General features: G+C 40.1%; 20 protein-coding genes. 10 read left to right on the top strand and 10 right to left on the bottom strand.

Going from position 1 to position 18,529, the window contains the following annotated elements:
- Nucleotides 1–320: 320 nt before the first annotated feature.
- The 4 genes from ACEO2X_RS07305 to ACEO2X_RS07320 all read right to left on the bottom strand — a co-directional run bounded on the left by ACEO2X_RS07305 (nt 321) and on the right by ACEO2X_RS07320 (nt 2,493).
- Nucleotides 321–818, bottom strand: a complete 498-nt coding sequence (locus tag ACEO2X_RS07305) for a DUF2505 family protein (protein ID WP_004971978.1) — start codon at nt 816–818, stop codon at nt 321–323.
- A 165-nt stretch (nt 819–983) separates the two neighbouring features.
- Nucleotides 984–1,268, bottom strand: a complete 285-nt coding sequence (locus ACEO2X_RS07310) for a hypothetical protein (protein WP_096900962.1) — start codon at nt 1,266–1,268, stop codon at nt 984–986.
- A 12-nt stretch (nt 1,269–1,280) separates the two neighbouring features.
- Nucleotides 1,281–1,859: a nicotinamide riboside transporter PnuC gene (pnuC, locus tag ACEO2X_RS07315; protein ID WP_371971475.1), complete on the bottom strand. Its 579-nt coding sequence runs from the start codon at nt 1,857–1,859 to the stop codon at nt 1,281–1,283.
- A 157-nt stretch (nt 1,860–2,016) separates the two neighbouring features.
- Nucleotides 2,017–2,493 carry a hypothetical protein gene (locus ACEO2X_RS07320; RefSeq protein WP_167845869.1) on the bottom strand — a complete coding sequence of 159 codons (477 nt, stop codon included), beginning with the start codon at nt 2,491–2,493 and terminating at the stop codon, nt 2,017–2,019.
- A gap of 281 nt (nt 2,494–2,774) precedes the next feature.
- Here ACEO2X_RS07320 and ACEO2X_RS07325 point away from each other — a divergent pair, with 281 nt between their 5' ends.
- A complete protein-coding gene (locus ACEO2X_RS07325; protein WP_131261606.1) occupies nt 2,775–3,242 on the top strand; it encodes a GNAT family N-acetyltransferase in 468 nt (155 codons plus the stop codon).
- Nucleotides 3,243–3,344: 102 nt separating this feature from the next.
- Here ACEO2X_RS07325 and cysN read toward each other — a convergent pair whose 3' ends face one another.
- Nucleotides 3,345–4,961 carry a sulfate adenylyltransferase subunit CysN gene (gene cysN / locus ACEO2X_RS07330; RefSeq protein ID WP_096900965.1) on the bottom strand — a complete coding sequence of 539 codons (1,617 nt, stop codon included), beginning with the start codon at nt 4,959–4,961 and terminating at the stop codon, nt 3,345–3,347.
- A gap of 145 nt (nt 4,962–5,106) precedes the next feature.
- A complete protein-coding gene (gene cysD / locus ACEO2X_RS07335) occupies nt 5,107–6,015 on the bottom strand; it encodes a sulfate adenylyltransferase subunit CysD (protein WP_026438300.1) in 909 nt (302 codons plus the stop codon).
- A 354-nt stretch (nt 6,016–6,369) separates the two neighbouring features.
- On the opposite strand from cysD, the gene ACEO2X_RS07340 reads away from it, so the two are divergent.
- From ACEO2X_RS07340 to ACEO2X_RS07350, 3 genes are all read left to right on the top strand, one after another.
- Nucleotides 6,370–6,900: a hypothetical protein gene (locus ACEO2X_RS07340; RefSeq protein WP_371971477.1), complete on the top strand. Its 531-nt coding sequence runs from the start codon at nt 6,370–6,372 to the stop codon at nt 6,898–6,900.
- A gap of 126 nt (nt 6,901–7,026) precedes the next feature.
- Nucleotides 7,027–7,335, top strand: coding sequence for a type II toxin-antitoxin system RelE/ParE family toxin (locus ACEO2X_RS07345; RefSeq protein ID WP_096900967.1), 309 nt, complete (start codon nt 7,027–7,029; stop codon nt 7,333–7,335).
- Nucleotides 7,332–7,613 (top strand): HigA family addiction module antitoxin, encoded by a 282-nt coding sequence (locus ACEO2X_RS07350; protein ID WP_004971994.1) that lies wholly within the window; start codon nt 7,332–7,334, stop codon nt 7,611–7,613. Before ACEO2X_RS07345 ends, ACEO2X_RS07350 begins: the two co-directional genes overlap by 4 nt.
- Nucleotides 7,614–7,686: 73 nt before the next feature.
- Here the strand turns inward: ACEO2X_RS07350 and lysS are convergent, their stop codons facing one another.
- Nucleotides 7,687–9,213, bottom strand: coding sequence for a lysine--tRNA ligase (gene lysS, locus ACEO2X_RS07355; protein ID WP_004971996.1), 1,527 nt, complete (start codon nt 9,211–9,213; stop codon nt 7,687–7,689).
- Nucleotides 9,214–9,529: 316 nt separating this feature from the next.
- On the opposite strand from lysS, the gene ACEO2X_RS07360 reads away from it, so the two are divergent.
- On the top strand, nt 9,530–10,036 hold the full coding sequence (locus tag ACEO2X_RS07360) for a YqiA/YcfP family alpha/beta fold hydrolase (protein ID WP_026438299.1): 507 nt from the start codon (nt 9,530–9,532) through the stop codon (nt 10,034–10,036).
- A 110-nt stretch (nt 10,037–10,146) separates the two neighbouring features.
- Here ACEO2X_RS07360 and ACEO2X_RS07365 read toward each other — a convergent pair whose 3' ends face one another.
- Entirely contained in the window at nt 10,147–10,689 is a 543-nt protein-coding gene (locus ACEO2X_RS07365; RefSeq protein ID WP_004972003.1) for an adenine phosphoribosyltransferase, read from the bottom strand.
- 484 nt (nt 10,690–11,173) lie between these two features.
- On the opposite strand from ACEO2X_RS07365, the gene rubA reads away from it, so the two are divergent.
- The 5 genes from rubA (at nt 11,174) to ACEO2X_RS07390 (ending at nt 15,502) form a co-directional block, all read left to right on the top strand.
- A complete protein-coding gene (gene rubA, locus ACEO2X_RS07370; protein ID WP_004972007.1) occupies nt 11,174–11,338 on the top strand; it encodes a rubredoxin RubA in 165 nt (54 codons plus the stop codon).
- A 72-nt stretch (nt 11,339–11,410) separates the two neighbouring features.
- Nucleotides 11,411–12,589: an FAD-dependent oxidoreductase gene (locus ACEO2X_RS07375; RefSeq protein ID WP_096900969.1), complete on the top strand. Its 1,179-nt coding sequence runs from the start codon at nt 11,411–11,413 to the stop codon at nt 12,587–12,589.
- A gap of 56 nt (nt 12,590–12,645) precedes the next feature.
- Nucleotides 12,646–13,584: an alpha/beta fold hydrolase gene (locus ACEO2X_RS07380; RefSeq protein WP_154320942.1), complete on the top strand. Its 939-nt coding sequence runs from the start codon at nt 12,646–12,648 to the stop codon at nt 13,582–13,584.
- Nucleotides 13,585–13,597: 13 nt separating this feature from the next.
- Nucleotides 13,598–14,503, top strand: coding sequence for a LysR family transcriptional regulator OxyR (oxyR, locus tag ACEO2X_RS07385; protein WP_371971479.1), 906 nt, complete (start codon nt 13,598–13,600; stop codon nt 14,501–14,503).
- Nucleotides 14,504–14,866: 363 nt separating this feature from the next.
- Nucleotides 14,867–15,502, top strand: a complete 636-nt coding sequence (locus ACEO2X_RS07390; protein WP_180112175.1) for a LuxR C-terminal-related transcriptional regulator — start codon at nt 14,867–14,869, stop codon at nt 15,500–15,502.
- 122 nt (nt 15,503–15,624) lie between these two features.
- Here the strand turns inward: ACEO2X_RS07390 and ppk1 are convergent, their stop codons facing one another.
- Together ppk1 and mtgA are read right to left on the bottom strand one after the other, a co-directional pair.
- The gene (ppk1, locus tag ACEO2X_RS07395) at nt 15,625–17,706 is read right to left on the bottom strand and encodes a polyphosphate kinase 1 (protein WP_096900973.1); all 2,082 of its coding nucleotides are present in this window, start codon (nt 17,704–17,706) and stop codon (nt 15,625–15,627) included.
- 133 nt (nt 17,707–17,839) lie between these two features.
- On the bottom strand, nt 17,840–18,514 hold the full coding sequence (gene mtgA, locus ACEO2X_RS07400) for a monofunctional biosynthetic peptidoglycan transglycosylase (RefSeq protein WP_004972019.1): 675 nt from the start codon (nt 18,512–18,514) through the stop codon (nt 17,840–17,842).
- Nucleotides 18,515–18,529: the final 15 nt, after the last annotated feature.

Consider the following 18,529-nt stretch of genomic DNA (forward strand, 5'->3'; position numbering starts at 1 on the left):
GTCATGAGAAAGCCCATATAAATGGGTAATGTACAAGTTGCTGTAGAAGCATGTTTAATTCGTCTGATCACAGATACTTTATAAAGTATTTTAATACTTTTTTGAATCCGTCAATGCGTAAGTCCTATAATAAATTAAAACGATAGTCTGTATGCAATAAAGCCAAGCACTAAACTTTTTCAAAAATCAAAAATTGATCACTGTAAAATGACCCCAGCATCAACAATCACAATTCAATACGTCCAAAAAACAAAGCGCCACCGAAAACGGCAGCGCCAAGCATGTATTTAAGAGCAATCTTTTCTAGTAGAAATGAAGGGTTAAGCCGCTAAATTTTTCTTAAGCTCATCTTCCACAATCCCAATTTCCAACTCACTGAAACGACGGATTTCCCCTTCTGCATGTTTTTCCAACATGCCGCCAATCAATGGCACTTTAACCTTAATTGTCCAGTTTAATTGAATATCAATTTTTTCATGGTTGCCTGTCACACTACGCTCGCCTTTAGCTTCTAAAGGCAAGTTTGCACCAAGCTCCACGGTAGAAGTAAGCGCCGTTAAATGGGTCACATCATTGCGTTTTAAACGAAATGCATCTTTTAATAATTTTTTAGCCATATCTGGAATATTCACATCTAAATTATAAGCACGGCGTAAAGTGTAAATATCACCGTTCTTTTTAGATTCTAAAATTTCCAAATTTTCACCAGGAATACGCTTGCAGACTGCTTCATGCAAAGCAACATCTGCCACTAAACGCTTAAATTCGTCAATTGAAACGCCATGAATGGTGGCGTTTACAGTAAATTGATGAGCCATTTGAGTTCCTTTTATTTTGTTTATTGATGGAGTAGGTCTAGCATCATCGTGCAATATAATTTGGCTGATGCTCAACGGGTATAAGCTGTTTTATATCCTAAATACAACTTTATTTTCAGGCTATTAAAATGTTTTTTCCGCCTGCTGTCATTGACTCTATTTTGTCTATTCTGTGTGAATGATGCCAAATTCAGCGGCATAGGTTTCATGGCTATAAATAGTTAAATAATGCCCATAAAATTCAATTTTGGCATAAAAATGTTCTGCGCCATCATCTAGTCCTGTGGAACACCATGTCGTCCCTTTGGGGAAATCATCTAACCACTGGGCTTGGTAAAAATCTGCAATCGAATCAAACTGTAAATAACGCTCAGGATACGCTAAAATATCCAATGCCAATAAATCAAATTGTTTAAGCTGCGCCTGTTTAAAATCAATTAAATTGCTCATCGCTACACGCCATCACACCGCAGAATGTGCCGCATGTTGTTGTCGGATTTTATGCCATTCACGCCAGCCCAAATAAGCAAGAACCACAAAACCTGCATATAACACAGCCGTTAACAGCAACTCTTTGTAAATAAACATGCCGATATACACCAGATCGACCACAATCCATAACACCCATGTAGCCAAGTATTTACGACTGGTCCAATAGGTTGCCAATAGACTCATAGCTGCCAGTTGTGCATCCAATAAAGGCAGTGAAGCCTGCGTCCACCACTTTAAACTTAGCCCAAACAGTAAACCCAGTATGCTACTCAGTGCAATTTGCAGCCACATTTTAGAGAGTGGCAAGCTTTGAATGAAGATATGTTGTTTTTGCTGCTGTGCAGTTTTCCACTGGAAAAAACCATAAACAGCCATGCCCATAAATAGGGTTTGTAATACCGTTTCGCCATACAATTGATATTCAAAGAACAAATAGGCATACAGCAAACAGGCAATAAAATTCACCACCCAGCAAGCTATATGTCGCTTAATGGTTAAGGTCACGCCTAAAACACTAATCAACACAGCAATGATTTCTAAAACTGACATTGATGCTGCCTATGTAAAAGAAAAAGGCATGATACCTCTTTTCGGGAAAATAGCGCAAAACTCAACATTTAACCAAACACTTAACTGACAAGAAGATGCTGCAATTAATTTTCAAGAAACCTCTGTAAAATCATAAACAGAAAATCAGGCATGAAAATCAATCTGTTTGAAACTGCTCTGAATTATTGTATTTATGCTCTTGCCCAAAGCGGTCTACATGGGTAATAAAAACTCCGTATTTGCCGACAAAATATTCAAGGGATTGCTCGTAAAAACTCCAGTAAATTGACCACTCCCCCAAGTCTAACTGACGAATTTGCGTATGTGCTTTGGCAGGCATTTTATTCAGCACTTCTTGTTGAATAGTTTCGGCATCTTCAGGGTCACGACTAGATACTTTTAAGCTTAAAAATATTTCTGCGATATCATCAAATAATTGCTGTTCGTATTCGGCAACTTCTTCCACCACCTCTTCTACAGGGCGCGGTGCTTTGTGGGTAATCGGGTCTTGGACAATATTGGCAATATCTTGACAGCTTTGCTGAAAAGTACGATTAATTTTTATTTTGAACCAGACTTTCCAGACTGCATATACGGCAATCAACAACAAAATCCATAACAATAGTTTTGCCATCTTGGTCTTCGCTCTTATTTCAGGCGTTTCAATAAAGTATAACCATTTCAGGGCTTAGCGTCTATTCGCTGCTGCACGCTTCAACGCTTATGCTTTAACAGATGATTCCATCCATGCATCGCTAAAAAGTGCAATGCTCAATTACACAATGATACCGATTGCCTTAAAAATAGGACTTGTGCTGCAGTATAACGCAGTAAAACACAACAATTTTCTGCTATTTCTTTAAACACTTTTCGCTTCCAATAGAGCCTTGTTTTTATCTATCACCCTAAGCCTAGATGATTAGAGCTGCACAAATTCAAGATGTCGCCAATTTGGTTGCGGTATTACACGCCAGTATTCGCTCTTGTATTCAAGATCATCAACGCAATGAAGCCAAAATTCAGGCATGGCTAGAAAATAAAAGCTATGAAAATATTTTAATGCTGCTGCATTACAACAATTGTTGGGTCTATGTCTTACAGCATGTGGTGGTTGGCTTTATTATGATGAGTGATCGCGGGCAAATTTTACAACATGCCATTGCCCCCGAAGTACAACAACGCGGTATTGGTCAAGCCTTGTTATTTGAAGCAATAAGCGATTTAAAGCGCAAAAATGTATCGCACATGAGTGTATTTAGCACACAGACTGCTTTAAGTTTTTATGAAAAAAATGGCTTTGAAATACAACCTCAAAAAATTAGCTATGGGCACTTCACACCCATGCTCAAACATCTCAATGGCGAACCCTTAGAGCACACTTAAAAAACAAACTTTCCAATATAGTGAACGCACATAAAAAAACCGCTTTCAGGTGAAAGCGGTTTTTTTGGGGATGTGGATTCGATTTTATAAACGAATCTAATTTTATAAGCGAACTAGGGCAATAATTTTTTCTGCCAGTTCTTCTGTAGCTGTCGCAGTCAACTCTGCATCTGCACCACTGTTTACATCACTAATGACCACAATGCCCGTTTCGCGGAGTAATGCAACCTGCGCAGCATCTAAACCTGCTTTGGCAATGGCAACAATACCCTGCTGAATCAGCAAGCTTTCAAGTGCTTGTGCCTGTTCAAGTGCTTGGCTTGGTACACATACCGCTGCAGGTTTTTGACCCAAACGTGCAGCACGGTCTTCGGCTGTTACAGGTGTACTGTGTGCAGTCCATTCTACGCAAGCTTCAACCATACCTGCGCCAATGGTCACGTTATTTAAACGATCAATGAAAATAAACGAACCCGTATAACGACTGTCTTGATAACGGTCAAATACCACAGGCGCATCAAATTCGATGGTGACATTGGCAATTGCATTCAGTTCAAGCTGTTCAACCTGCACCTGTTCCAAAGTATTCACATTGGTACGGTAATGAATGGCTGTGACTTTTGCAGGCACAGTTTGTGTACCCACTTTTAAGTTATACAGCTTGCCAATAGATAGTGGCTGATCAGCCATCCACACCACAGTGGCATTTACAGCACGTGAAATTTCAGGACGCACTTGATCTTCACGCACCAACACATTACCACGTGAAATATCAATTTCATCGTTCAGTGTTAGGGTAACTGCTTGACCTGCAATTGCATGTTCAAGATTGCCATCAAAAGTCACAATCTCTTTTACTGTCGAGCTTTTGCCCGATGGCAATGCCACAATGCGGTCACCCACATGAATATCGCCCAAAGCAATCGTGCCGCAGAAACCACGGAAGTCAAGGTTTGGACGGTTGACATACTGCACAGGGAAACGGAAATCATTTTGAGCCGAGTTACGGTTAATTTCTACCGACTCCAATGTTCCCATTAAAGTATCGCCTGTGTACCAAGGGGTATGCTCAGACTTGTTCACCACGTTATCGCCATTTAAGGCAGAAATTGGCGTGAAAATAATATTCGATGGTTTACGATCACCCAGTTGATTCACAAAGTTCGCATATTCCGTCTGAATTTCGTTAAATCGTGCTTCTGAATAATCCACCAAATCCATTTTATTGATAGCAACCACAATATTGTTAATGCCCAATAAACTAGAAATAAAAGTATGACGACGGGTCTGAGTTTGTACGCCATAACGCGCATCAATCAAAATAATCGCCAAGTCACAAGTCGATGCACCTGTTGCCATGTTACGTGTATATTGCTCATGCCCAGGTGTATCGGCAATGATGAACTTACGCTTTTCAGTAGAAAAATAACGATAAGCCACATCAATGGTAATGCCCTGCTCACGCTCGGCTTGCAAACCATCGACCAATAAAGCTAAATCAGGTGCATCGCCCGTAGTGCCGACTTTTTTCGAGTCACGAGTCACGGCTTGTAATTGATCTTCATAAATCAATTTTGAGTCATACAACAAACGACCAATTAATGTCGATTTACCATCGTCTACGTTACCGCAAGTTAAAAAGCGCAGTAGATCTTTGTTTTCGTGCTGTTTTAAATACGCCAAAATATCTTGGCTAATTAAATTCGATTGATGAGACATTGCTCAAAGCTCCACATATTTTTTAGAAATCGGTTTTTTAATCTTTAATCCCTCTAAATCTCCCTTTTATAAAGGGAGGCTTTGCTCCGCTTTTTATAAGTCCCTCTTTTATAAAGAGGGGTTTGGGGAGATTTTTCAGGAGAGATTAGAAGTAACCTTCTTGCTTTTTCTTTTCCATCGAGCCAGCTTCATCGTGGTCAATCATACGACCCTGACGCTCTGAACTGGTTGCCAATAGCATTTCCTGAATAATTTCAGGCAAGGTATTCGCTTCTGATTCGACTGCACCCGTAAGTGGATAACAACCTAAAGTACGGAAGCGTACCGATTTCATTTGTGGAACTTCACCTTCTAGCAACGGCATGCGTTCGTCATCGACCATAATTAAAGTGCCGCTACGCTCAACGACAGGACGTTCTGCAGCCAAATACAACGGTACTAATGGAATACTTTCGAGGTAAATGTATTGCCAAATATCCAATTCAGTCCAGTTAGACAATGGGAACACACGAATACTTTCGCCTTTATTGACCTTGCCATTATACAAATTCCACAATTCAGGACGCTGATTTTTCGGGTCCCAACGATGTTTTGCATCACGGAAAGAATAAACACGTTCTTTGGCACGTGATTTTTCCTCATCACGACGCGCGCCACCAAATGCCGCATCAAAACCGTATTTATCTAAAGCTTGTTTTAAGCCTTGGGTTTTCATGATGTCGGTATATTTAGAACTGCCATGATCGAATGGGTTAATGTTGGCATCTACCCCTTCTTTATTTTGATGAACAATCAAGTCAAAACCGTGCTGTTTTGCCATGTTGTCACGGAAAGTGATCATGTCTTTGAATTTCCAGCCTGTATCCACATGTAACAGTGGAAATGGCAGTTTCGCTGGATAGAATGCTTTTAAAGCCAAATGCAACATTACCGCTGAATCTTTACCAATCGAATACAACATGACTGGATTTTCAAACTCGGCTGCAACTTCACGGATAATATGAATACTCTCAGCTTCAAGCTGTTTAAGATGAGTAAGTCTTTCCTGATTTATTGACATTGATCACACCAGATGTACTTAAACTTGTGTACGAATAACACAGATAGAATTTGATTTTCATTATAGTGACTTAGTTATGCAGACTATTGCTTGTTTTATTATATTTATATGCAAAAAGCTCATATAAAAGAAAACCAATAAGCAGTATAAGTTTTATTTAATCAATAGTTTATTCCATCATATATTGAAATTTAACGTCATTCTCGCTACGTTTGATACATACAAATCGCGCTTACAAGCTGCTCATTTTTGAATAACTTCATAGATTATTCATCTAATTCAGTGCTTCAAGCATGAACAAAAAATGCTTAAAGTAAAAACATATTTTTTTATTTTTAAGATGCTCCCATGCCACAGATTGAACAGATCAAATCCAAACTTGAACAGGCGCAGCTGGCTGGTTTTTTGTATCAGCACAGCCCTGAGCTACTCGTCCTACAAGAGCCTTTAAACGATGATGCTTCAATGCTGAATGTTTTTGTGCAACATGAACTCAGTGCAGATCAGATTGGGCTGCAATTTGGTTTGCGTTGCCGTGATCAACAACTCTCCTTTTTAATAGGCGTGACGCATAGCAATCAAGACCGCAGCTATGAAATTGGTGCGGGAAATTTAAAGGCCGAACAAAAAGCCTTTAACTTAATGTATGCATTTTATAATTATCCTAAAGGTTTTTATTTGGTAGATGTGCCTTTAAATGCAACCACGGCAGAACTGCATCAAGCGATTGAAACGCAATTATTTTCGCAAGAAAATCTGGATTTCTTAAACACTGCTATTAAAACCAACCCCATGGGTACACAAGTAACTTGGATGAAAGCGCATATTTTGCAGCAAGCTTTAGAGATGAAAGTACGGATTCAAACGGCGTTGTTATAAGCATCATCACTTTAAGTTTCTGCGGATTACGCAAGATGCACTTAAACCCCGCCAAAACTGGTTGATTGATTAAACTCGAAATTATCGTATACTGTACATATACACAATACACTTGGATACTAAGGCTTGATTAAGAGTTTTAAACATAAAGGTCTTCAGGCTTTTTTCCAAACTGGTTCAACAGCAGGTATTCAAGCAGCGCATTCTACAAAATTACGTTTAATACTTGCAGCACTACATGCTGCATCTACGGTGAATGATTTGCGAACTCCACCCAATTGGCGTTTACATAAATTGAGTGGAAATCTACAAGATCAATGGTCACTAACAGTAAATGGTAATTGGCGTGTAATTTTTAAATTTGAAGATGGTGATGTCTACATTGTAGATTATTTGGATTATCACATAGCTTCTAGCGCAGGAGTACAAAGATGAATATGATGTTTAATGCACCTCATCCGGGCGAAATGTTGCGCGAATATATTGGTGAAACTTCTGTGACTGAAGTGGCTCAAGCACTTGGAGTGACACGTGCAAACCTATCTCGCATTTTGAATGGTCATACTGGAATTTCTGCAGATATGGCGATTCGTTTGAGTGAAGCCTTAGAAACCTCACCAGAGTTTTGGTTGAATTTACAAATGCAGCATGATTTATGGCTTGCCAGTCAACGCCAGCGACCTATGATCAAAAAATTGGTGGCAAGTGTTTAACTTTAAGTTACAACAAAAAAACAACCTGCATTTCTGCAGGTTGTTTTTTATGTCGTCAACGATGCGCTAAAACTTAGTTTTTATGACGCATGTGTGGGAATAAAATCACATCACGGATACTCGCAGCGTTGGCAAACAACATTACCAAACGGTCAATCCCGATGCCCTCACCTGCAGTTGGTGGTAAGCCGTATTCCAAAGCTTCAACAAAGTCTGCATCGTAATGCATCGCTTCATCATCGCCTGCGTCTTTTTCTGCAACCTGTGCTTGGAAACGCTCAGCTTGGTCAATCGGGTCATTTAATTCTGAGAAACCATTCGCCAATTCACGACCACCAATAAAGAACTCAAAACGGTCAGTAATGTGTGGGTTATCGTCATTACGACGTGCCAAAGGCGACGTTTCTGCAGGATATTCTGTAATGAAAGTCGGCTGACGTAATTGAGTTTCTACGGTTTCTTCAAACACGATGGTTTGTAGTTTGCCCAAACCAAAACCAGGCTTCACCTGTTCTTTCAATTCTTCCTGCACAAATTTAGCCAAGAAATCACGGTCATTAACATTTTCTGGCGTGAATTGTGGATTATGCTCAAGAATGGCATCAAACATAGAAATTTTCTTGAATGGGCCTTTGAAGCTATACACTTCATCGCCATACGGCACATCGGTAGTACCCAAAATATCCAAAGCCAGTTTTTCTAGCATTTGCTCAGTCAATGCCATCAAATCTTTATAGTCGGCATAAGCTTGGTAGAATTCGATCATGGTAAATTCAGGGTTATGACGTGTAGACACCCCTTCATTACGGAAGTTACGGTTAATTTCAAACACACGTTCAAAACCGCCAACCACTAAACGCTTTAAATATAATTCAGGCGCAATACGCAAGAATAACGGCATATCTAAAGCATTATGATGCGTTTCAAATGGACGTGCCGATGCACCGCCAGGAATCACATGCATCATTGGCGTTTCAACTTCCATAAAACGCTGTTCAGTTAAAAATGCACGAATACCCGAAACCACTTTGGCACGAATTTCAAAGGTTTTACGGGTGTCTTCATTTACGATTAAGTCTAAATAACGCTTACGATATTTCGCTTCGGTATCGCTTAAACCATGATATTTGTCTGGTAATGGACGTAAAGATTTGGTCAACAATTCAAAATGTTGAATATGAACATATAAATCGCCTTTGCCTGAACGACCAATATAGCCTTTCGCTGCGATAATATCGCCCAAATCTAGGCTCTTGATCGTCTCTAATGTTTCAGCACTAAGTTCTTTACGCGCCACATACAACTGAATACGACCTGTCATGTCTTGAATTACGATGAATGAACCGCGGTTCAACATCACACGACCTGCTACAGACACATACACTTTTTCGCCTGCTTCAATTTCTTCTTTAGAAACTTCTGCGAATTGTGCCTGCAAATCTTCTGCGTAGTTTTCACGCTTAAACGTATTTGGCCAAGGGCTAGTTCCCTTCGCCTGCGCTTGTTCTTGAATTTGCTTTAACTTGGCATGACGCTGCGCAATTAAATCGTTTTCGGAAATAGTGGGTTCAGAAGTCGATTGAGCGTTATGTTGCGTCATCTCTGCCTCGAATAATTACTAAAAAAAGAAGTTCAATAGAATAGCAGATTTAGACACGATTTCGTATGCCTTCTCTGACTCGAGCAATTTATTTTTTAAATTGCCACTTGCTTTTGTGATTTTTTGTAGACTTAGACCAAAAGCTAACTTCTTTCTCAGGCTAAGCGCACTACAATATTGTTCAGAAAATAGATGAAAAAGACCGTATTTTGCTGTTTTTAAACCTGCTGATGTATCAGTCTAAATATTTTATTTTCTATCCACTTTATCTTTAGGCTCAGTTTGACTCAAGATGTTTAACTTTGTGAATCTGGCAATGAATACATGTGCTTTAAAAGTCTTGTTTTTACATGGATTAGATTCCTCGCGGGAGTCGACTAAATTCCATGCCATAGATGCAAAACAAAAATTTTGTATCAATGTCGATTATCGCAACTTAAATTATCAAACTGTTGCCGATTTTTATCACAATATCATTCAAAAAATTAAGCCTGAAATTTTGGTGGGACATAGTCTAGGCGGCTATTGGGCACTCAAAATGTCTTTGTCGCACCATATTCCGTGTGTGGTGGCAAATCCAAGTTTAGCTCCCACGTTTCGCAATGACTATCCTGCAATTTCAGATGATGACTTGCAGCACGATATTCCACAATTGGCTTATTTAGAATTGGGCGATGAAATTTTGGATATGCATGCCGCGCAAGCATTTTTAGAAAACTATATGCAGACCTCTACTTTTGAGTCTGGGCATCATCGCTTATTGCATCCAGAAAATATTAATTCTTGTATTCAGCAAATCGAACAAGCTTATCTTGCCAAATAAAGTCAAAGCTATCCATTAAAAATAATCAATTAAACATCACCCATTAAAAAAGCCTGATCACAACTATGGAGATCAGGCTTTTTTACAGCAGTTACAATAACTTAAAAGGATTAAGCCACTGCTTGTTCTGGTTTAGATTTATTGTCCAATACGGACCAAATATCTAAACCTAAATTTTTGTGTAAATCTGGTAAGTCTAGGAAAATGCTTGCACCTAAAACTTGATGATTACATTTTTCAGCCAATTGTTTCACTGCTTTTAAAGTGCCACCTGTCGCCAATACATCATCTACAATAATGACTTTTTGCGCTTGCACATCGGCAGCCATTTCTAAACGGTCTAAACCGTATTCTAAGCTATAACCCACACCCACAACTGGTGGTGGCAATTTACCTGCTTTACGCACAAGTACCAAACCTTTGCCTGTACGCTGTGCCAAAAGGCTCGCCAATACAAAACCACGTGCTTCTACTGCAATAAAGCTTTCAACTTCAGCTAATTTTTCTGCAGGAATGCTGGCAATTAAAGCATCTGTTAATGAATCCAAATTATTCATAAACAAAGGCGTTAAATCATAAAAATCTACGCCTGGTTTTGGAAAATGAGGAACTGTACGAATATGCGACCACAAAAAAGTAGACAAATTGCTCATGGAAGATCAGAAATGTGACTAAAGAATGGTTGAATTTTACCGTTTATTTTCACATAAGGCTAGTGATCGAATCGGCAAGACTGCCATCAATCACGCATCAAAACACTACAAGGTTTTGATTTTTATAAACTTTAATATACTTAAAAATATTAATATATATTTATTCCATAATAAAATAGCAAAAATATAAGACTTTTACTGTACGACCAAGGTCTTAAATGGCATTTAAACGCATAAAAACGTGATTTTTCCTGCAGCCATTCTCTCATTACAATGCCGTATCTATATCAAAAGAGGTCTTTTCTGCGCGGTTATGTCCCATGCAGCTATTCATTCTATAAAAGCACAGATTAAAATCGCTTATTTACTTTACTTTAGCCGTATAACTGCGTAAAAATTTAATCAAATAGATATATCATACAACTAGTCGTAGATAAGTTTTGTGCTGATCTGGAAATTTAAAGATCGGTTTATGGAGAATTGAATGAAAAAGTATCAATGCATCGTTTGTGGATGGATTTATGACGAAGCAGAAGGCTGGCCTCAAGATGGTATTGTGGCAGGTACATTATGGGAAGATATTCCTGATGACTGGACTTGCCCAGACTGCGGCGTTTCAAAAGCTGATTTTGAAATGATTGAAGTTTAAGACCACGAAAAGACCATGTCCGATGGTCTTTTTTTAACGCCAATTTCTATGCCCTCATTTGGAGTACACCTTATGCATCCTATCGTTATTATTGGTTCAGGCATGGCAGGTTATACTGTTGCACGCGAGTTTCGTAAGCTAAATGCAGAACAAGAGTTAGTCATGATTTGTGCAGATGATGCTGCCAATTATGCCAAACCAACTTTATCTAACGCATTGGCGGGCAATAAAGCCCCTGCTCAAATTGCATTGGGCGATGCAGCTAAAATGGCAAGCCAACTCAATATGCGTATTGAAACCCACACTTGGGTTAAAGCAATTGATGCAGAAGCGCATGTACTTGAATTAGAAAAAGAGGGTGTAAGCAGCCAACAACCTTATTCTAAATTGGTTTTGGCAGTGGGTGCGAATCCTGTACGTTTAGCCATTGCGGGCGATGGCAGTGATGACATTCATGTGGTAAATAATTTAAGTGATTACACCGCATTTCGCCAACAGCTTGAACAACGTCAAGACAAACGTGTGGTGATTTTAGGTGCAGGTTTAATTGGTTGTGAATTTGCCAATGACTTGCAGCAAACAGGACACCAAGTCACGGTGATTGACCTTGCACCACAACCACTAGGTCGTTTATTGCCGGATTATGTAGCCAGTGCTTTTAAACAAAACCTAGAAGAAACGGGTATCCATTTTGTATTGGGTACAACTGTTGAAAAAGTTTCGAAAATTAAAAATGACGACTATTTAGTGACCATTACCAGTGGTCAGTCTTTAATTGCCGATGTGGTACTGTCTGCCATTGGTTTACAACCAAACATTGCTTTGGCTAAAACAGCAGGCATCGAAACCAGTCGTGGGGTCTTAACCAATGCGCAACTTGAAACCAGCCAAGCTGATATCTATGCAGTAGGTGACTGTGCGGAAGTGAATGGTATTTTATTGCCGTATGTGATGCCAATCATGCAGCAAGCACGTGCCTTAGCCAAAACCTTAAATGGTGAAACTACTCAGGTACACTACCCTGCCATGCCTGTTGCAGTGAAAACACCTGCTGCACCACTGACCGTTTTACCTGCGCCACTAGGGGTAGATGTCAACTGGCATACCGAAGAATTTGACGATGGCATGATTGCCAGAGCCTATGACCAAACCGATACCTTACGTGGCTTTGTCCTATTAGGCGCAACAGCGGCCAAACAACGCTTGAGTTTGACCAAATTAGTGCCAGACTTATTGCCTGTATCGGAATAAAATAAAAACAATAAAGGGCGATTGATTTCGCCCTTGCCTGACATGAGGATCACAACATGAATAGTGCACTTCAGTTCACCACATCGCCCTATACGGCATTTATGCACGAAACCAAAGTCGATTTAGGCAACGGAATTCAGCTGCATGTCGAAGTGGGCGGCAAAACTGAAGATCCACCTATTTTGCTGATTATGGGTTTAGGCGCACAAATGTTGTACTGGCCCGATTTCTTTTGTAAATCACTGATTGATCAGGGCTATCGTGTCATTCGCTATGACAACCGCGATATTGGTTTGTCATCCAAAATTCGCCACAAAGGCCCGCGTCTGAACACCTATAAAATGATGGGGCGTTTTAGCTTAGGTCTGCAAAACCACGGTGCGCCTTATAACTTATTTGATATGGCGGATGATGCTGCATTGCTATTAGAGCGCTTAGGCATTGAAAAGACCGAGGTGATTGGTGCTTCTATGGGCGGCATGATTGCACAAATTTTGGCAGCCAAATATGCAGATCGCGTGAATAATTTAGGCTTATTATTTACCAGTAATAACCAGCCTTTTTTACCACCACCATTTCCGAAACAACTGTTCAGTTTGCTAGAAAGACCAAAATCGCAAGATGAAAATGGCATTGTTGATCATAGTTTAAAACTCTTTAAGGTGATAGGCTCACCAGGCTATGTGAATCAACTCGAAGCGATGCAAACTGCACGCAAATTATATCAGCGAAGTTATTACCCTGCGGGTGTACTTCAACAGTTTTTAGCAATATTATGTACAGGCTCGTTGCTACAACTGGACAAACAAATTCAGCAACCTACCCTTGTGGTACATGGTTCGCAAGATCGTTTGCTCCCACCAGGGCATGGTAAGGCTGTTGCGAAAGCGATTCCGGGCGCTAAGTTTGAATTAATCAAAGGAATGGGGCATGATATTCCTCCACACTTTATTCCTCATCTTAGCGAACTGTTTGCTCACCACTTTAAATCATAATCATTAGGACACTATGGCTGCATTACCATCTTTAAGACAGCTGTCATACCTCGTTACACTGTCTGAAACGTTACATTTTACAGAAGCGGCTCGCCGTTCTTTTGTAACTCAGTCGACTTTGTCTGGCGGTATCATGGAACTGGAGCGCCTGCTTGGCGGCGTACTGGTAGAACGTGATCGACAGAATGTACGTTTAACCCCATTGGGTGAACAAGTCGTAGTACGCGCCCGTGTTCTGTTAGCAGATGCACAGGACTTAATGCGTTTAAGCCGTGAAATGAGTGAGCCTCTCACAGGTGATTTACACTTAGGCGTAATTCCAACCATTGCCCCATTTATTTTGGCGCAACTGTTAGATGAAGTACATAAGCAGCTACCTAAAATTCAATTGCATTTACACGAAGCGCAAAGTGAAAAAATTGTCGAAAAACTGGAACACGGCAATTTAGATATGGTGGTGTTAGCCCTGCCATTCGATACGCGTGGTTTGAAAGTGGCTGAAATTTCTAAAGAAGATTTGTTCTTGGTTTATCACAAGGGCGATCAAAAATCGGCGCAGGCCAATTCTTTAGATGATTTGGATTTATCGCGTTTAATGCTGCTTGAAGAAGGTCATTGCTTACGTGATCACACTTTAAGTGCTTGCCCGATTGGTGAACGCAAAAACGATCATCGTTTAAAAGCCAGCTCTTTGCCGACCTTGGTTGAAATGGTGTCTGCAAATTTAGGCTTTACCCTATTGCCTGAAATTGCAATTCATAATGCCATGATCAAATCGAATCCAGATTTACAGATCAAAAGTATTGAGGCTGCACCAAGCCGTACTTTGGCTTTAGTGACGCGTAAAAGCACGCCATTACAAAGTGAATTTGACGTTTTGCTGCAGATTTTACAGAAAATCACTCAAAACGCAGTCTAAATTTAGACACACGATCCAACATTTCATTAAGGAGCCAACATGGCTCCTTTTTTATTTTTCGTTCAAAAATGCGTATTGTTTTTGCAGTTCACTATGATTTAAGTGACTTATAAATATGAATAAGTTTTAAAATGTGAGATTCATCACAAATTCAACAATTCACTCTTACCACTGAACGAAAGAACGGTATCGAGTTACATTACTCACATTTTCAACACATTTCAAAAAAAATATTCAGCAACAATTACTTATATTTACCCTTTTTATATAAAAATCACTATATTTAAGGATATTCAGTTACAGCAATATCACGCACAATCTATTTATCAAAATTATTTATAGAACAGCACAGGAGTAATTGCCATGATTCACAGAGATCTCATTTTACCTGTACCTGTTCTGCTGATTGATGATCAGGTAGAAGCACTAAAAAATTTAAGCCACATTTTACAAAATTTTGGCTACCCTAAAGAGGTTTTGCTTTGTAGCTCATCGCTCGCAAATGCAGTGTTGATGGTGCAGCAACATTTACCTAATTTGGTATTTATCAATTTACAGTCTTGGTCAAAAGCTCAAATTGATTTTATTCAAAATCTCAAACATTTCCGTAAAGACACCTTAATTGTGGCAGTGCTGCCTTCCAGTATGCCCAAACAATTGCTACAAGCCATCCATTTAGGCATTTCAGCCTATGTCTTTAGCGACCAATCTGCTACAGGCATGCAAAACCAGATTCGCACTATTTTACGTGGTGGCTCACCGCTAGATGTCAACTTGGCCAATGAAATTTTAGCCTGCGAACAATCCATTGTCGCACATGGCCATTCTTTGGCACTCTCTAAAACTGAACATGAAATATTGGCGCTTTCAGGACAAGGTTTGCCCTCACAACAAGTCGCAGCCAACTTGCATGCTTCGGAACAACTGGTGCATGGTTATGTGAAAAGTATTTATCGGAAAATTATGAATGCGGATGATGCGATGTGCTGTTTTTCTTAAGCTGATCAATATAAAAGATAAATCAAAAACATAAGTATTAAATAAGCATCAAACAATTAATTAGAAACAAAAAAAGAGCGATGTCTGGCATCGCTCTTTTTACCTGTTATAAATGTTTGAAACTAAACAATACTATCGGTCAGGATACGCTGCGCATTGTGTGGTTCTTCACCCTCAGCTGCTTTTACACGCACCCAAGTTCCATCACCCTGCAACAGCCACGCCTGTTGATTGTCTTGCATGTAGGTCAATAAACCTTGCTCATAAATACGCTTTTTCAAAGCTGGATCTTCAATTGGGAAACACGCTTCAACGCGGTTAAATAAGTTACGATCCATCCAGTCAGCACTTGAACAATAAATACGTGGATTGCCATTATTAGAGAAATAATAGACACGGGTATGTTCAAGGAAACGTCCGACAATCGAACGCACACGGATATTTTCCGATAAGCCCGGCAAACCTGGGCGCAAGCAGCAAATTGAACGGATGATGAGATCAATTTGCACACCCGCCTGAGACGCCTCGTACAATTTATTGATCAATTGCATTTCAGTCAGTGCATTCACTTTCACAATAATTTGTGCGGGCTTACCTGCTTTAGCATTGGCAATTTCTTCATCAATATAATTCACCAACTGTGCGTGCAGGGTAAATGGTGCATGCAACAACTTTTTCAGTTTTGCCATTTTACCCATGCCTGTTAGCTCTTGGAAAATACGATGCACATCTTCACACAGCTCTTTGTCTGTGGTCAGTAAACCATAGTCGGTATAAATACGCGCATTGCCTGCGTGGTAGTTACCTGTGCCTAAATGTACATAACGCACCAATTTATTATTTTCACGGCGCACCACCAAAATCATTTTGGCGTGGGTTTTATACCCCACAATACCGTACACAACCACAGCGCCCGCTTCTTGCAACACGTTAGCCACAGCAATGTTAGATTCTTCATCAAAACGTGCACGCAGTTCAATCACCGCAGTCACTTCTTTACCGTTTCGTGCAGCCTCTGCAAGCACTTGTACAATTTCAGAATCTGCGCCACTACGATATAAAGTTTGTTTGATTGCCAAGACTTGTGGATCACGTGCAGCTTCACGCAGCAAGTTAATCACGGGTGCAAAAGATTCAAACGGATGGTGTAATAAAATGTCTTGCTTTTGCATCGCTGAAAAAATATTTTCAGACTTTTTTAACACCTTTGGAATGGCGGGTGTATGTGAATCATAACGTAAATGTGGACGTTTAAAATTAGACAATAAACGCGCCAAGTTCACTGGGCCATCTACTTTATAAAGTTGTTCTTCTTCAAGATCGAACTCATCTAGCAAATAATCATAAATGGCTTTCGGGCAGTTGTGCGTTACTTCTAAACGTACCGCACGACCAAAACGGCGTGAGTTTAATTCGCCTTTTAGGGCTTTGGCCAAGTCTTCTACATCTTCATTTAAGGCCAAATCTGCATTACGGGTCACACGGAATTGATAGCATCCAGTCGCAGTCATGCCCGGGAATAAGTCAGACACATGCTCATGAATAATTGCTGAAAGCATGACGTGGTGCTCTTTACCGCCTGTAAGTTCATCGGGTAAACGCACTACACGTGGTAATGAACGAGGAGCAGGAACAACCGCCAAATCAATTTGACGACCAAAAGCATCTTTCCCTTCTAAAGTCACAATAAAATTCAGACTTTTATTGACCAAACGTGGAAATGGATGTGCAGGGTCTAGGCTAATTGGGGTTAATACAGGGGCAACTTGCTCTTGGAAATATTTTTTCACCCATGCCGATTGTGCAGGGGTTAATTCACCACGACGTAAGAAACAAATGTCTTCTTCACGTAATTTTGGCAAAATTTCCTGATTTAAAATACGGTACTGGCGTTCAATAGCAGCATGTGCTGTTTTAGAAATTTGATCTAACACCTGCTTAGGGGTTAAACCATCTGGACTACGGCTTTCATTGCCCAAGTCCAATTGTTCCATCATGCCCGCAACACGAATTTCAAAAAACTCATCCAAGTTACGTGAAAAAATCAGCAGGAAGTTCATGCGTTCCAACAAAGGATGCAACGGATCGACAGCTTGCTCAAGCACGCGCAAATGGAAATCTAAAATAGACAGTTCGCGGTTAATGTAGCGATCATTATATGTATATTCTGTTTGCGCAGGAGTCGCGCCTGTTGCCGTATTCATACCCACCTATGCTTTTTTAAAATGTTTGGCACTGCTACAAGTATGCTTCAATTTTGTGACATTTTCATAAAAAAAGCCTAAAAAATTAGGCTTTGTGGATATTTTCACATTTTATAGTTTGTTTTCGCTCAATTTAGGGAATTTCCGCATAACGCATATAGCGCTGCACCATCTGTTTACGGGCTTTTAATGCCCCCGCATTACGATGTTCCTGAAAATATTTTGGATTGGTTAAAATCGCAGCCAAGAAAATTGCTTGATCACGGCTTAAACTTTTTGCACTTTTGCCAAAATAATGCTGTGCCGCAGCTTCGGCACCATAAATATTATCGCCAAATTCTACCGAGTTGAGATAGACCTCTAAAATACGCTGCTTTGACCACATGCGTTCCATCATCCATGTCGCCACAACTTCTTGCCCTTTACGCAAAAAAGATCGCTTATTGTATAAAAACAAATTCTTGGCGAGCTGCTGAGAAATTGTGGAACCACCTGCAACAACCTTGCCTTCATCTTTGTTCCGTTCCAGCGCAGTTTGAATACCTTCCCAGTCAAAGCCATGATGTTGCATAAATTTGCCATCTTCGGCAGTCACCACAGCTCGCTTTAAATTATCACTGAGTTGGTCATAGTCGCGCCATTGATGTTGTATAGGCTTACTCGGTTCAGCCCAATAATCCAAACGCATCATCATGGTCGATTGCACAGGCTGCGTACGCCACCACACCAAGCTGCTAAAAATCCATAATTGAACCAAAAGCACCACACTGACAAGAATTAACAAAGTTCGTATAAAAAAAGCTTTCATCTTGGTGCATGGCTC

The sequence above is a fragment of the Acinetobacter sp. AL9 genome (assembly GCF_041464035.1).
GTDB classification, from domain to species: domain Bacteria; phylum Pseudomonadota; class Gammaproteobacteria; order Pseudomonadales; family Moraxellaceae; genus Acinetobacter; species Acinetobacter towneri.